Source organism: Streptomyces justiciae (assembly GCF_015163075.1).
Lineage (GTDB): Bacteria > Actinomycetota > Actinomycetes > Streptomycetales > Streptomycetaceae > Streptomyces > Streptomyces justiciae.
Genome location: NZ_JADDXU010000015.1, coordinates 247,416 through 260,710 on the forward strand (window position 1 = coordinate 247,416; position 13,295 = coordinate 260,710).

A 13,295-nucleotide genomic window follows, 5' to 3' on the forward strand; every position below is an offset into this window, starting at 1 on the left:
CATGCCGGGCCTCAGCCGAGCCCGGAAAGGGAGGCGAGCGGGGATCCTCCCTTGGCCGGCCAGACCTGCTTGATGGCGCCGTCTTCCCACTGACCGATGAAGGTGGGGCTCACGCTCTTGTTGTCGACGAACTTCACGGGGCCCTGTGCGGAGACGGTGGTGCTCTTGGCGAGGGCCTTGTTGAGGGCAGCGGCGTCGGTGCTTCCCGCGGCCGAGATGGCGTCCATGAGGATGGTCGCCTCGTGCAGTCCGAGGGCGACCGAGCCCAGGTCGGTGAGATTGGTGTACTTCTTGCCGTACTTCTTGACGATGAGGTCGGTGTCCGGCAGCCCGGCCGTGTCGGACCAGTTCAGCTGGACGAGGGTGCCGTTGCCGAGCTTGCCCAGGGATCCCCAGCCGGGCGTCTGCGCGCACTGCAGACCGATGGCGAGCTTGGGCTTGTAGGCCAGTGCCTTCATCTGCTTCCACATCGCGAAACAGTCCGGCGGGGTCATCGAGGCGATCAGCACCTGCGCGCCGGAGGAGGTCCCGGCCTTGATGACGTCGGAGAAGTCCGTGGTGCCGGTGGGGACGGACTTGGTGGCGGCGATGGCGAAGCCGGCCTTCTCGCCGGTGCCCGCCCAGAGCTTTCCCGTGGAGATGCCCTGGGCGTCGTTGTTGGTGACGATCAGCGTCTTCTTGTTGGTCTTCGCCCCGGCGGCGACCTCGAAGAAGTCCTTGGCCCCGTCGGCGAGCGACTGGAAGGAGTCCCAGGTGTAGCCCTTGCCCTTAGGCAGCAGCTCGATGGGCAGGGCGCCCATCACCAGAGGCACCTTCAGCGCGTCGGCCTGGCCCTGCATGTCGATGTTCTGCTGGCAGCACGACCCCAGCAGCCCCACGGCCTTGTCGGTGAGCACCAGGGAACGCACCTGCTGGATCATCGTGTTGGTGTCGCTGCGGTTGTCGAGCACCTTCAGCTCGACCTTCCGCTTCTTCCCGCCCACCTCCAGGCCGCCCTTGGCGTTCGCCTGCTCGACCGCCAGAAGGTAGCCGTCGCGTATCTGGTTGAGGACGGTGTTGCCCGACAGCGAGATGCTCGTCCCGATGACGATGGGGCCGTCATCACTGCTGGAACCGCTGCTGCTGGAGGCGTTGCCCGCGCAGCCGGCCGCGGCGGCGAGCAGTGCGGCACCGGCGAGTGCGTAGGCGCGGCGGTGGGTGGTTCTGATCACGAGGGGTCTCCTTCGGAGGCGCTGAGCGGTCGGGAAACGGGGGCGGCGAGCAGCGAGTAGGAACCTGCTTCCGGGGTGGTGTCGTCGGTGGTGCCGAAGTAGGCGGCGTCCAGGGCCTCGTCACTGAGCAGGCCCGCCGGATCGCCGGTGTACGAGACGCGGCCCCGGGACAGCACCACGGCGTGGTCGGCGATACCCAGCGCCCGCTTGACGTTCTGCTCCACCAGAACGATCGCGACGCCCTGGGAGTTGATCTCGGCGAGCGCGCCGTACAGGGCGTCGATCGCCACGGGGGCGAGGCCGAGCGAGATCTCGTCGCAGATCAGCACCTGGGGGTCGGCCATCAGGGCACGTCCAACGGCCAGCATCTGCTGCTGGCCGCCGGACATGGTGCCGGCCTGCTGGGTGGCACGTTCGGCGAGCACGGGGAAGATCGCGTGGACGCGTTCCATACGGCCGCGCACCTCGTCCTTGGCCAGCGCGAGCGGAGCGCCGAGCATCAGGTTCTCGGCGACGGAGAGGCCGGTGAAGATGCGGCGGCCTTCCTGGCAGTGGGCGATGCCCAGACGCGCGCGCCGGTGAGTGGCCATGCCGGTGATGTCCTGGCCGAGGGCGTGCACGGATCCCGATCTCGCCTGGACCGCGCCCATGATCGTGGCGCAGAGCGTCGACTTGCCGGCCCCGTTGGCACCCAACACGGTCACGATCTGTCCGGCCTCGACGCGCATCGAGAAGTCCCGCAGGGCGACCATGTCGCCGTATCCGGCGCTGACCGATTCCAGAGCGAGCACGGCAGCGGTGTCCGGTGCCGGCCCGGTGGCCGCGGTGCGCGCCGGCGGAGCCTGAGCCCTGTCGCCGTCGCCGAGGTAGACGGCCCGCACCTCCTCGTTCGTGGCGATCTCCGCGGGTGTGCCCTCGGCCAGGGGGCGGCCCCAGTTGAGCACCAGGACGCGGTCGACGAGTTCCCGTACCACCCGTTCGATGTGCTCGACCAGAAGCACGGTGATGCCCTGGTCGTGGACCTGGCGGATCAGGTCGATCGCCTCGTCCAGCTCGCGGCCCACGAGCCCGGCCGCGACCTCGTCGAACATGAGCACCCGGGGACGGGTGGCCAGGGCCCGGGCCACCTCCAGCCGCTTCAGGTCCAGGACGCGCAGGGAGTCGGCGGGACGGGAGGCCTTGGTGTCCAGGCGGCACCGAGCGAGAATCTCGTCGATCTCTCCGGGGTGCGGATGGGGGCGGCTCGCCATGGCCCCGACCCGTACGTTTTCCCGGACGGTCAGGCCGTGGAAGGGCCGCGGGACCTGGTGGGCCAGTGCGATGCCGCTGCGGGTGATGCGGTGCGCCGGCATGCGGTCCAGCCGCTGCTCACCCAGCCACACCTCTCCTTCGGTGGGGCGGTGGACGCCGGAGATCAGCTTGAGAAGGGTGCTCTTTCCGGCGCCGTTGGGGCCGATGACGGCGACCGCTTCTCCGGAGGCCACCGAGAGGTCGACGCCGTCCAAAGCCGTGACGCCGCCGAATCGCTTGGAGAGTCCTCGTACCTGGAGAGGGGCCCCGGAGAGGGTGTCTGGGTTCGGCCGTGCTTCGGGGGTGGTCTCAGCATCCAGTTTCTTCACGCCGTGGCTCCTCACCGCCGCGCACCGGGAACGCCCCCGGTGTCATGCGGCGAGTGGTTGACCGTAACTTCGCCGAAGCGTACGGTCCCTCATGTCGAAACGCTAGTCCTAATTAATGGGACGTTGAATAACGAGTTAGGCGGCGGCGCCCATGGCTGAGTGAGCGGCGGTCCGTCAGGTGGGGCCCCTGGGTCCCGCGCGCACGTCATCCCCTGGGTTCTTGATAGTCCCTTTATTGAGGACTTAGGTCCTGTTTCCCAAGACGTGTGGAGCGAAGGGATTCCCTGTACATCGCGGTGAAGGTCGCGTCCAGGCCCGGGCTCGCCTCGATGAGTTCGGTCATGCCGGGAAGGACGTCACGGGTGTCGAAGTAGGCGACGCGGGAATCGGGCCCGACGGACGCGGTGAACACGGCCTCGTAGCCCTTGCGGCGCATCGCCTCCACCGCTGCGTCGAAGGCCGTTGTGGCGCAGCCGAAATGGTGGAAGCCGTATCCCCGTTCGACGATCACGTCGCGGTGCACCGACGGGAGTTCGTCCGCGGGCTGGATGAGTTCGTACTGCATGTGCCCGCCGAAACCGAGCGCCACGTGCGCCCGTGCCTGGGTGGGCTCGCCCCGGTAGCGGGGGTCCTCGCCCGCGAAGTCCCGCAGGACCGTCCACGGCCCCACCCCGAAACTCTCGCTGAACCGGGCCATCGCCGCGTCGAGATCCTCGACGACGAAGGCCATCTGGATGAGGCCGTCGGTCGGTTGGCCGAAGTCGAACAACATGGAAGTTCCCTGACGAGTCGTGAGCCGCCACGGTCGGGTGGCTCCGGGGTGTCGGACGCGTGGGGAGAAGGCGCACTCAGAACGGGCTGCCGCCCATGATCACCCGCTCCTCCGGCGGTATGGGGTCGAGACTCACATGGACCTCGACGCAGGACGGCCGCCCGCTCAGAAGGGCCTTGGCGAGGGCGGGCGCGAGTTCGTCGAGGGCGCGCACCTGGTAGCCGTCCGCGCCGAGGGCGAGCGCGGCGGCGGCGTAGGAGCCGTTCTCCAGCCGGTTGTTGACCACCCGGTCCTCGCCGTGCATGAGTTCCTGCGCGTGCAGAGTGGCGCCCCACGCCCGGTTGTTCAGCACGACGACGAGTACTGCGAGTCCGGCGCGCACCATGGAGTCGAACTCGCCGAGGCTGTAGCCGACGGCCCCGTCACCGGTCACCAGGACGACGTTCGTGCCGGGAGCCACGGCTGCCTGTGCTCCGAGCGCGACGCCCATGCCGACTCCCATGGAACCGAGGTAGCCGTGGCAGAGGAACGCGGACACCGGAGCCTCGGAGATCGCTTCCGACAGCCAGAGATAGGTGAGCGCGCCGTCGGCGACGGCCACCGACCCCTCGGGCAGGGCCGCAGCGATGGCGCACACGGCGTCATAGGGGTGTACGCGCTCGTCGGGGACCACCTGAGAGGCCACGGCTTCGCGCCTCCGTCGAAGGTGTGCCCGCAGGGTGGCCTGCCAGCCGGTCGGATCGGGGTCGGCGGCCTGCCTGAGAGTGAGCGCCCGGTTGAGTTCCTGGAACACCGGCAGTGGATCGGCGGCGACCGAGAGGGAGACCGGCTGCAGGAGTCCCAGTTCGCCACCGGAGGGATCGATCTGAACGACACGCGCCGTACGCGGGATCAGCGCACCCGAGCCGTGCGCGGTCGTCAGGCCGAACCGCAGTCCCGCCATGATCACCAGGTCGGGTTCGCCTCCGGGCGGCAGGCCGTTAAGCCCTTGGAGCAGGCCGAAGTTCAGGGTGCTGGGTGTGATCGCGCCGAGGCCTTCGTAGTCCGCCATCAGCGGAATGCCCAGTCGGTCGGCGAACGTCCGTAGCTCACCGGCGGCGCCGGATCGCGGGACTTCGGAACCGGCGATGATCACCGGTCTCCGGGCCTGTGCCAGCAGGTCCAGGACCTGCTCCGTCCCGGCGTGTGAGAGTCCCGGCCCGTGGTCGCCGCCGCGCAGGAGTTCCTGGGTCAGGTCGGGCAGGTCGATCCGCTCGGTGAGCACGTCCCAGGGGATGTCGACCAGCACGGGCCCCCGTGGTGCGGCGAGCGCGGTGCGGATCGCGCGGGCCAGGACGCGGGGGATCAGCGACGCGCGCGTCACCCGGTGTGCCCATTTGGTGACGGGTGTCGCGATCGCGACCTGGTCCAGGCCCGCCTGCAGGGTGTTGGTCTGGTCGTCGGCGAGCGGCCCGGACGCGGCGAGGTAGAGCACGGGAGTGCGGTCGAGGTGAGCGTTGGCCATCGACGTCACGGCGTTGGTGAACCCGCCGCCCGCGGTGAGCAGTGCGACGCCGAGGGCGTTGCGCACCCTCGCGTACCCTTCGGCCGCGTGGCCCGCGTTCATCTCGTGCCGCGTGTCCACGATGGCCAGCCGGTGGTCGAGCGCGGCCTGGTAGACGGCGTCGATGTGCGCGCCGTTGATGCCGAACATCCGGTCCACACCGGCCTGTTGCAGGAGGCGGACGACGAGGTCGCCGCCGGACACGAGAGGCATGGAACGTTTCCTTTCCCGATGTCGGAGTGCGTCAGACGCAGGTCTCGCCGCCGTCGACGGCCAGGACATGACCGGTGACGAAACTCGAGCGGGGAGAGGCGAGCCAGTACGCGGCCTCGGCGACCTCCCGCGGCTGCGCCACACGGCCGAGCGGAGTAGCCGCGGCGGCGCCCTCGGCGTCGAGGTGCTCGTGTTCCTCCAGACGCCGCAGCATTCCGGTGCGGGTCAGGCCCGGGGCTATCGCGTTGACCCGGATGCCGTGCCGTCCGTGCTCGGCGGCCGCGGACCTGGTCAGCCCGACGACGCCGTGCTTGAACGCGGAGTACGCGGCCCCGCCACCCGGATTGCCCACCAGGCCGGCGACCGAGGACGTGTTCACGATCGTGCCGTGGCCCTGAGGCACCATGACGGCCAGTTCGTGCTTCATGCACAGCCACACGCCACGCAGGTTGACCGACTCCGACAGCTCCCAGCTCTCGCTGCTGAGCCGCTCGATCGGGCCGACAGGGGGCGCGATGCCCGCGTTGTTGAACGCGGCGTCCAGAGCGCCGTAGGTGTCGACCGCTGCGGCGACCATGTTCTCGACCTCCTTCTCGACCGACACGTCCGCCTGGACGAAGAAGGCCCTGCCGCCCGCCGCCGTGATGGCGGCGACGGTGTCCGCGCCGGACTCGGAGCGGTCCGCGGCGACGACGGCCGCACCCCGCTCGGCGAACAGTCCTGCCGCCGCCCGCCCGATGCCCGAGCCGGCGCCGGTCACGAGCACGACCGATCCCTCCATGCCGTGCGCCGTCACCGTCGCGCCTCCGCGGCGGCCAGGACCTCGTCGTAGACCGGGTTGGCGAGCACCGACCTCTCCACCGCGGCACGGTGCGGGTTCTCCGGTGTGGTGGGGACCGACGCGAGGATCGCGTCGAACCGCCGGGCGAGCAGGTCCCGGTGCTCGGCGTGGGTCAGGACGTAGAGGTTTTCCTCCTGTATCGCCAGCAGGACCTGCTCGCCGACTTCCCGCGGAAGCATCGCCGTTTGGTGCAGGTCGGTCTCGGCGAGGGCGCCCGGAGCATGTGGCCTCGGCCCGCCAGGAGGCGGCGGGCCCTGGTGGATGTTGGTGCGGACGATTCCCGGTGTCAGGACGGACACGCTGACCTGGGTGTCCCGGAGTTCGGCCGCCAGCGCCTCCATCAGCCCCACCACACCGAATTTCGCGGCCACGTAGAGCGCTCCCGGGGTGCCGAGCAGCCCGCCGATCGACGCGGTCGAGACGATGTGCCCCGGACGGTCGGCGGCCAGCATGCGCGGCAGGAAGGTCCGGATGCCGTTGAAGACGCCCGTGAGGTTGATGTCGAGCACCCAGTCCCACTGGTCGAAGCTCGCCTCGGCCACCGGTGCGAGGAAGCCGACGCCCGCGTTGTTGACCAGCACGTCCACACCGCCGTAGCCCGCGTCGAGTCGGTCGGCGACGGCGGCGAACGCCTCCCGGTCCCGTACGTCGAGTTCGATGGCCTCGGCCTTGCCGATACGCGCGAGTTCGCGTTGCGCGCTCTGAAGCGTCTCCGTGACGACGCCGCAGATGACCACGTTCATTCCGGCGTGGCACAGCACCTGTGCCACGCCGAGACCGATGCCGCTGTCCCCGCCGGTGATGAAGGCGGTCTTGCCCGCCAGGTCTCGCACGGCCGTCAGCCGTCGCTGTGGTGGGCGGCGATGGCCCGGTCGAGAACGTCGTGGTCGGCCCAGCTTCCGTGGAAGCCGAACGGCACCCGGCTGGGGAGCTTGACCCGGGCGAGCGGGGTGCGGCGCAGGTCGGCCGCGTCGTGGATCAGCAGTTCGCTGAGGTCGGTGGCGCGGTTCCACCACAGGGAGAGAAGGTAGCCGTCGTCCTCGGCGCGGGCGTTCTCGCGGGCGACGAAGACCGGTTCGCTCGGGCTGGTCAGGCCGTCCGGTCCCTCGACGACGGTGGTGCGGTCGAGGAGGTAGTCGTGGCGGGCGAGGCCGTCGGACATGGTGTCCTCCGCCAGGCCGCGCGTGGTGACGAAGTAGCCGTAGCGGTGCGGCCGGCCCGTGTACGCGTCGTTGATCTTGGGGAACTCGCCGAAGACGCCGCTGGTCATCTCCTCCGTGGCCCGTCCGGTCGCCAGGTCGACGCGCCAGCGGCAGGGCAGGGCCGGCGGGAACCACTCATGGGACCCCAGCGGCGCGAACAGGCGGTCGACAGGGCTGCCGAGACGGCTGATCCGGTGCCCGTCGACGATCAGCTCGCCGTCCTGCTCGTACGCGTTGTAGAAGTGGGTGTTGGCCCAGTGGCCGCCGAGTTCGTGCCAGGTGACCTCGTGGGTGTGGCGGTTCATCAGGACGATCTGGACGCCGTGTTCGAGGGAGTCCTCGTCCCAGACCACGCCGGGCAGGCTCCGCGCCACCAGGTCGAGGCGGAACTGCGCGGGGGTGACGAAGAAGACCGCGTACGTGTCGCTGACCGCGAAGTCGTGCATGAGGACCGGCACCCCGATGTCGAAGGAGTGCGAGTCGATGATCTCGGCGGTCTTCACGTCCGCCCGGTACCAGGTGATGACCGGCCCGGTGGCGGCGAAGAAGAGCATGTCGCCGGTGTCGGGGTCGGTCTTGTAGTGGCCGGTGCACAGGACGTCGATGCCGCCGTGGAAGTCGTACGTGCCGAGGGTGCGCAGCGTCTCGGGATTCAGCGCGTGGGGCAGGCCGCCGTCGAAGTAGACGATCAGGTGGTCGTCGAAGAGGCCGGCGTTGATGTTGGCCACGTTCTTGGCGCGCGGTGCGCCCTCGGGCAGCCGACCCGCAGTGCCGCCGTTGACGAAGCCGCTGTAGATCGCCTCCCCGGCCTCCACCTCGACCTTCATCGAGTCGGTCTGGACCCAGCGGGTGCGGTAGGCGGCCCTGCCCTCGCGCAGGTAGATCCCGCACACCATGCCGTCGCCCTCCCACCAGTGGTAGCGGTCGGTGTTGCGGGGCTGGAAGCGGGGGTTGGAGGAGACGCGGAACAGCGCGCCCGCGAGGTCGGCCGGTATCTCGCCGTCCGCCTCCAGGCCGTACGCCTCGCTCTCCTCCGTCCAAGGCGCGAAGGGGCCGCGCAGGAACTTGTTGCCGGTCGACCAGTCGGCCTCGGTAGGCGGCTGGGCGGTCGGACGGGGGACGACGGTCATGGGGTCCAGGGGCATGGAACTCTCCGTGCGGCTCTGTGGGGCGGGGCGGTCAGAAGGGGTAGTGCGGGAGTTCGCCGCGTACGGTGACCCACTGCTGTTCGGTGAACGCCTCCAGGTTGGCGGCTGTGCCGCCGTGGCGGGCCCCGGTGCCGGAGGCGCCGACCCCGCCGAAGGGGATGAGCGTCTCGTCGTTGACCGTCTGGTCGTTGATGTGGACCAGACCGCTGGGGATCAGCTCCGCGAGGGCCAGGCCCTTCATGACGTCCCGGGTGAGGATGCCGAGGGACAGTCCGTACTCGGTCCCGGCGGCCAGGTCGGCGGCCTCGTCGAGGTTCTGGAAGGTGACGACGGGTGCCACGGGCCCGAAGATCTCCTGGGCGTATGCGGGAGCGGTGAGCGGTACGTCGGTCAGGACGGTCGGCCGGTAGAAGAGCTCCTCGTAGGTGCCGCCCGCGGCCAGCCGGGCCCCGGCCCCGACGGACTCGGTGACGATGCGGTGGACGGTGTCGCGCTGGCCGGCGTCGATGACCGGTCCCAGGGCGACCTGTTCGGTGGTCGGGTCGCCGACCGGGAGCGCGTCGGCGTGCTGGGCGAGCAGGGCGGTGTACTCGTCGGCGACCGAGGCGTGGACGAGGTGGCGGCTGCTGGCCATGCAGATCTGGCCGGCGTGCACGAAGGACCCCCAGGCGCCCACCGAGGCGGCCTTGTCCAGGTCGACGTCGTCCATGATGACGAGCGCGGAGTTGCCGCCCAGTTCCAGGTGGACCCGCTTGAGATGTTGGGCTGCGGCGACACCGATGGCGCGGCCGGCCCGGGTGGAGCCGGTGAACGCGATGACAGGGATCCGCGGGTGCTCGACGACGGCCGCTCCGACGTCGGCGCCGCCGGGCAGGACGTGCAGCAGACCGGGCGGCAGGCCCGCCTCCTCGAAGATCCGGGCGAACACGACGCCACCGCTGATCGCGGTGCGCGGGTCCGGCTTGAGGACGACCGCGTTGCCCAGGGCGAGTGCCGGGGCGACGGCCCGCATGGCCAGGATGATCGGCACGTTGAACGGCGCGATGACACCGACGACCCCGACCGGGAGGCGGCGGGCGAAGGACAGCCGCTGCTGTCCGGAACGCAGCAGCTCGCCGTACGGTGCCCCAGCGAGGGCGGCGGCCTCCTGGCACTCCTCCGCACCACCACTGGTGACCTGGAGTGCGGCGAAGGGCCGGATCGCGCCGGACTCCCGCATCAGCCAGGTCTCGATCTCCTGCTGGTGCTCCTCGAAGAGGCGCGCGGCGCGGCGCAGTACGGCGGCCCGGTCGGAGTACGGCCGCGCCGCCCACTCCCGCTGGGCCCGCACCGCCCGCTCCACCGCCCGGTCCACGTCGGCGGGCGTGGCGGAGCCGACGCGGCCCAGCGCTTTGCCCGTCGCCGGCTCGACGGCGTCGTAGACCTCGCCCGAGCCGCTGATCCACTCACCCGATCCGGAGAAGACGCGGCCTTCCCAGGTACTGCTGTCCAAAAGCGTCATGGTGTCCCATTCCCACAGTTCGATGTCCCGTATGTTCGGACTTTAATAGCGTTATATAGGACGCTGCCTCGAAGGGGGCTGTGGCGTCAAGAGGTATGCGGCTGCGATCTCGCCCGGTTGACCTCGGTCCATCCCTCACCCTAGTGTCCTATTAAGCAAAACTATAGTCCCGCTAAAGGAGACATCAATATGGCGATCACTGGACTGGGTCACACCGGCCTCTGGGTCGACGACCTGGAGACGATGCGCGACTTCTACGAGCGGGTCCTGGGCCTGACCGTCACCGACGAGGACGAGGAGCGCGGCATCGTCTTCTTCTCCGCGCGCCCAGAGGAGGAGCACCACGAGTTCGTCCTCCAGCGGGGCCGCACCGCACCTCCCGGCGCCAAGCTCACCCACCAGGTGTCATGGCGGGTGGACTCGCTGGACACGGTCATCGACTTCCACCACCGGTTCCGCGCCGAGGGCATCGAGGTCCAGCAGGAAGTGACCCACGGCAATGCCATCGGGATCTACTTCTTCGACCCCGAGGGCAACCGCAACGAGGTCTATCTGCGGCTGGAGCGCGACGTGCGCCAGCCCTTCCGCAAGTCCCTCGACCTCGACCAGTCCCCGGACGAGATCTTCGCCGAGGTCGAGCGGCTGCTGACCGAGGGCGGTCCCGCCTACCAGCCGGTCCAGTGACCGCCGTGCCCACGACGTCCCCGTCGCCGCCGGTCCTGGTGGTCGGCGCCGGCCCGACCGGACTGACGGCCGCCCATCTGCTGGGCTCCCGGGGGATACGGGTCGTGCTGGTGGAACGCAACGCCACCACCAGCAACGACGCCAAAGCGATCAGCCTGGACGACGAGTCGCTACGCACCCTGCAGTCGGCCGACGGCCTCGACGAGGCGGTCTACCCGATCATCGTGCCGGGTACCGGGACGCGGTACTTCGGCGTCGGCGGACGGCCCCTCCTGCACGCCCGCGGCACCGGCGACCAGCGCCTCGGACACCCCTTCAAGAACCCCTTCGCCCAGCCCGACCTGGAGCGAGTGCTGCGGGAGCAGTTGGACCGGCTCCCGAGCGTTGAAGTCCGCTTCGGCACCCGGTTGACAGATCTCACCCAGGAGCCCGGCCGGGTGCGCGCCTCGCTCCGTACGGGCGGGGAGGACGGGCCGGTGGAGGAGCTGGAGGCCGCGTACCTCCTCGGCTGCGACGGCGGCCGCAGTACCGTGCGCGACCTGCTGTCCGTCCCCATGCGCGGGCGCAGCTTCCCAGATGTCTGGCTGGTGGTCGACACCCTTGAGGACACGCACGACCAGCGATTCGGTATGCACCACGGAGACCCCGACCGGCCCGTGGTCATCGTCGCAGGCCGGGACGGCCGCTGCCGTTACGAGTTCCGGCTGAAGCCCGGAGAGTGTGCGGCGGGCTCGCCTCCGCCGCTCGCCCTCGTACGTGAACTCCTGCGGCCCTACCGGGAGATCACTCCAGGGCAAATCGAGCGCGCGGTCACGTACAGCTTCCACGCGCTGCTCGCCGACCGGCTGCGCGAGGGGCGCTGTTTCCTGCTGGGTGATGCCGCGCACATGATGCCGCCGTTCGCCGGACAGGGCCTCAACTCCGGTCTGCGGGACGCGGCCAACCTGTGCTGGAAGATCGCCGATGTCCTGGCGGGCCGGGCGGGTGACGCATTGCTCGACACGTACGACACCGAACGCCGCCCGCACGCCCGGGCCATGATCGACCTCTCCGTACGCCTCGGCCGCGTCGTCATGACCACCAACCGCCCCCGTGCCCTCCTGCGCGACCTGCTGGTGCGCACGGCCATGCTCACCCCGCCGGGACGTCGCTACCTGACCGAGATGCGCTACCGCCCCGACGCCCGCGTCCGCGCGGGTGCCGTGCTCCACGCAGACGGCCCGGGCCGTGCACTCGTCGGCACGATGCTGCCCCAGCCGCGGGTGCTGCGAGGTCCGAGCCACCGGCTCAGTCGGCTCGACGACGTGCTCGGACAGGGCTGGAGTCTGCTCGGGATCGACGTCACCGACGTCGACTGGACGGCCGTCGCGCGGTCTGGCCTCCCCGACGCCACCGCCGTGGACGTCCACCTCGACGACCGCGCGCCGCGTGACCGAGCCGGCCGCGCGGGGATCGCCGACGCCGACGGCCGGCTCGACGCCCTCTTCACCGGGCTGACCGGCTCCTTGGTCCTCGTACGCCCCGACCGGCTGGTGGCCGCAGTCTTCACCTCCGACAAAGCCGCGGACGTCGGAGCGCAGCTGAGGTCCTTCGCCGCCCGTCCCAGGACGGACGACGCCGACCTCGACCTCGATCCCGATATCCAGCACGACTCCCAGGGAGTGCCCCGATGAGACTCAGCACCGTCCGCCTCGCCGACGGCCGTCACACCGCCGCCGCACGGCAGGAAGGCGACGAACTCGTCCTGCTGCCCCACTCCGACATCGGCGCGCTGCTCGCCACGGGCGACGACTGGCAGGAACGGGCGGCCACCACAGACGGCGAGCGCCTGCCGCTGGCCGGGGCCTCGCTGGCCCCGCTCGTCCCGCACCCGAACAAGATCGTCTGCCTGGGCCTCAACTACGCCACTCACATCCGGGAGATGGGCCGCCCGACCCCCGCCCACCCCACCCTCTTCGCCAAGTACGACGGCTCGCTCGTCGGCGCCCACGATGACATCCACATGCCGCCGGTCAGCGACGACCTCGACTGGGAGGCCGAGTTGGGAGTCGTCGTCGGACGGCGTGGCCGCCATGTACCGCGTGAGAAGGCCCTGGAGCACGTGGCCGGCTACACGGTCGCCAACGACGTCACCGTGCGGGACTGGCAGCACCGCACCCGGGAGTTCCTCTCCGGCAAGACCTTCGAGGCCACCACCCCGGTCGGCCCCGTTCTGGTCACCCCGGACGAACTGCCGCCCGGGGCCTCGGGACTGGACATCTCCTGCAGTGTCGACGGCCACACCATGCAGAAGTCCAACACCGCCGACCTGCTCTTCGACGTGGCCGACACCATCGCCTACATCAGCACCATCATCACGCTGCTGCCCGGTGACCTGATCCTCACCGGAACCCCGGGCGGCGTGGGCGCCGGCCGCGACCCGAAGGTCTTCCTGCGCCCCGGCCAGGAACTCGTCACCGCAGTGGAGGGCATCGGGGAACTGCGCAACACCGTCCTCAAGGACCGGCTGTAGACCGGAAGGGCGGACGGCCGGGCGCGGCCTCCACCACGCCGCGCCTACC

11 protein-coding genes are annotated in these 13,295 nt (G+C 70.2%); 3 read left to right on the plus strand and 8 right to left on the minus strand.

The genetic code is table 11. The features are described 5' to 3' along the window. Positions 1–11: 11 nt before the first annotated feature. The 8 genes from IQ210_RS34715 to IQ210_RS34750 all read right to left on the minus strand — a co-directional run bounded on the left by IQ210_RS34715 (position 12) and on the right by IQ210_RS34750 (position 10,050). Positions 12–1,211, minus strand: coding sequence for an ABC transporter substrate-binding protein (locus tag IQ210_RS34715; protein ID WP_194083150.1), 1,200 nt, complete (start codon positions 1,209–1,211; stop codon positions 12–14). Next, the gene (locus tag IQ210_RS34720; protein ID WP_194083151.1) at positions 1,208–2,830 is read right to left on the minus strand and encodes an ATP-binding cassette domain-containing protein; all 1,623 of its coding nucleotides are present in this window, start codon (positions 2,828–2,830) and stop codon (positions 1,208–1,210) included. The genes IQ210_RS34715 and IQ210_RS34720 overlap by 4 nt, the downstream gene beginning before the upstream one ends. A 232-nt stretch (positions 2,831–3,062) precedes the next feature. Continuing rightward, positions 3,063–3,602 (minus strand): VOC family protein, encoded by a 540-nt coding sequence (locus IQ210_RS34725; protein ID WP_194083152.1) that lies wholly within the window; start codon positions 3,600–3,602, stop codon positions 3,063–3,065. A gap of 76 nt (positions 3,603–3,678) precedes the next feature. After that, positions 3,679–5,358, minus strand: coding sequence for a thiamine pyrophosphate-binding protein (locus IQ210_RS34730; protein ID WP_194083153.1), 1,680 nt, complete (start codon positions 5,356–5,358; stop codon positions 3,679–3,681). Positions 5,359–5,389: 31 nt separating this feature from the next. Then, positions 5,390–6,154, minus strand: coding sequence for an SDR family NAD(P)-dependent oxidoreductase (locus tag IQ210_RS34735; RefSeq protein ID WP_322657373.1), 765 nt, complete (start codon positions 6,152–6,154; stop codon positions 5,390–5,392). Beyond that, entirely contained in the window at positions 6,151–7,032 is an 882-nt protein-coding gene (locus tag IQ210_RS34740; RefSeq protein WP_194083154.1) for an SDR family oxidoreductase, read from the minus strand. The genes IQ210_RS34735 and IQ210_RS34740 overlap by 4 nt, the downstream gene beginning before the upstream one ends. Before the next feature lie 5 nt (positions 7,033–7,037). Further along, positions 7,038–8,546, minus strand: a complete 1,509-nt coding sequence (locus IQ210_RS34745) for a carotenoid oxygenase family protein (RefSeq protein ID WP_228048935.1) — start codon at positions 8,544–8,546, stop codon at positions 7,038–7,040. A 34-nt stretch (positions 8,547–8,580) separates the two neighbouring features. Continuing rightward, the gene (locus tag IQ210_RS34750) at positions 8,581–10,050 is read right to left on the minus strand and encodes a benzaldehyde dehydrogenase (protein ID WP_194083155.1); all 1,470 of its coding nucleotides are present in this window, start codon (positions 10,048–10,050) and stop codon (positions 8,581–8,583) included. Between the two features lie 189 nt (positions 10,051–10,239). On the opposite strand from IQ210_RS34750, the gene IQ210_RS34755 reads away from it, so the two are divergent. The 3 genes from IQ210_RS34755 to IQ210_RS34765 are packed head-to-tail and all read left to right on the plus strand — an operon-like array spanning position 10,240 to position 13,246. Next, entirely contained in the window at positions 10,240–10,734 is a 495-nt protein-coding gene (locus IQ210_RS34755; RefSeq protein WP_194083156.1) for a VOC family protein, read from the plus strand. A gap of 38 nt (positions 10,735–10,772) precedes the next feature. Beyond that, positions 10,773–12,407 carry a bifunctional 3-(3-hydroxy-phenyl)propionate/3-hydroxycinnamic acid hydroxylase gene (locus IQ210_RS34760; protein ID WP_407699734.1) on the plus strand — a complete coding sequence of 545 codons (1,635 nt, stop codon included), beginning with the start codon at positions 10,773–10,775 and terminating at the stop codon, positions 12,405–12,407. After that, positions 12,404–13,246, plus strand: coding sequence for a fumarylacetoacetate hydrolase family protein (locus tag IQ210_RS34765; RefSeq protein WP_194083158.1), 843 nt, complete (start codon positions 12,404–12,406; stop codon positions 13,244–13,246). The genes IQ210_RS34760 and IQ210_RS34765 overlap by 4 nt, the downstream gene beginning before the upstream one ends. Positions 13,247–13,295: the final 49 nt, after the last annotated feature.

Bases quoted from the DNA above. Each gene is read 5' to 3' on its own strand.
- IQ210_RS34730 (WP_194083153.1), bottom strand. From the start codon at position 5,358: ATGCCTCTCGTGTCCGGCGGCGACCTCGTCGTCCGCCTCCTGCAACAG.
- IQ210_RS34750 (WP_194083155.1), bottom strand. From the start codon at position 10,050: ATGACGCTTTTGGACAGCAGTACCTGGGAAGGCCGCGTCTTCTCCGGA.
- IQ210_RS34755 (WP_194083156.1), top strand. From the start codon at position 10,240: ATGGCGATCACTGGACTGGGTCACACCGGCCTCTGGGTCGACGACCTG.
- IQ210_RS34765 (WP_194083158.1), top strand. From the start codon at position 12,404: ATGAGACTCAGCACCGTCCGCCTCGCCGACGGCCGTCACACCGCCGCC.
- IQ210_RS34745 (WP_228048935.1), bottom strand. From the start codon at position 8,546: ATGCCCCTGGACCCCATGACCGTCGTCCCCCGTCCGACCGCCCAGCCG.
- IQ210_RS34725 (WP_194083152.1), bottom strand. From the start codon at position 3,602: ATGTTGTTCGACTTCGGCCAACCGACCGACGGCCTCATCCAGATGGCC.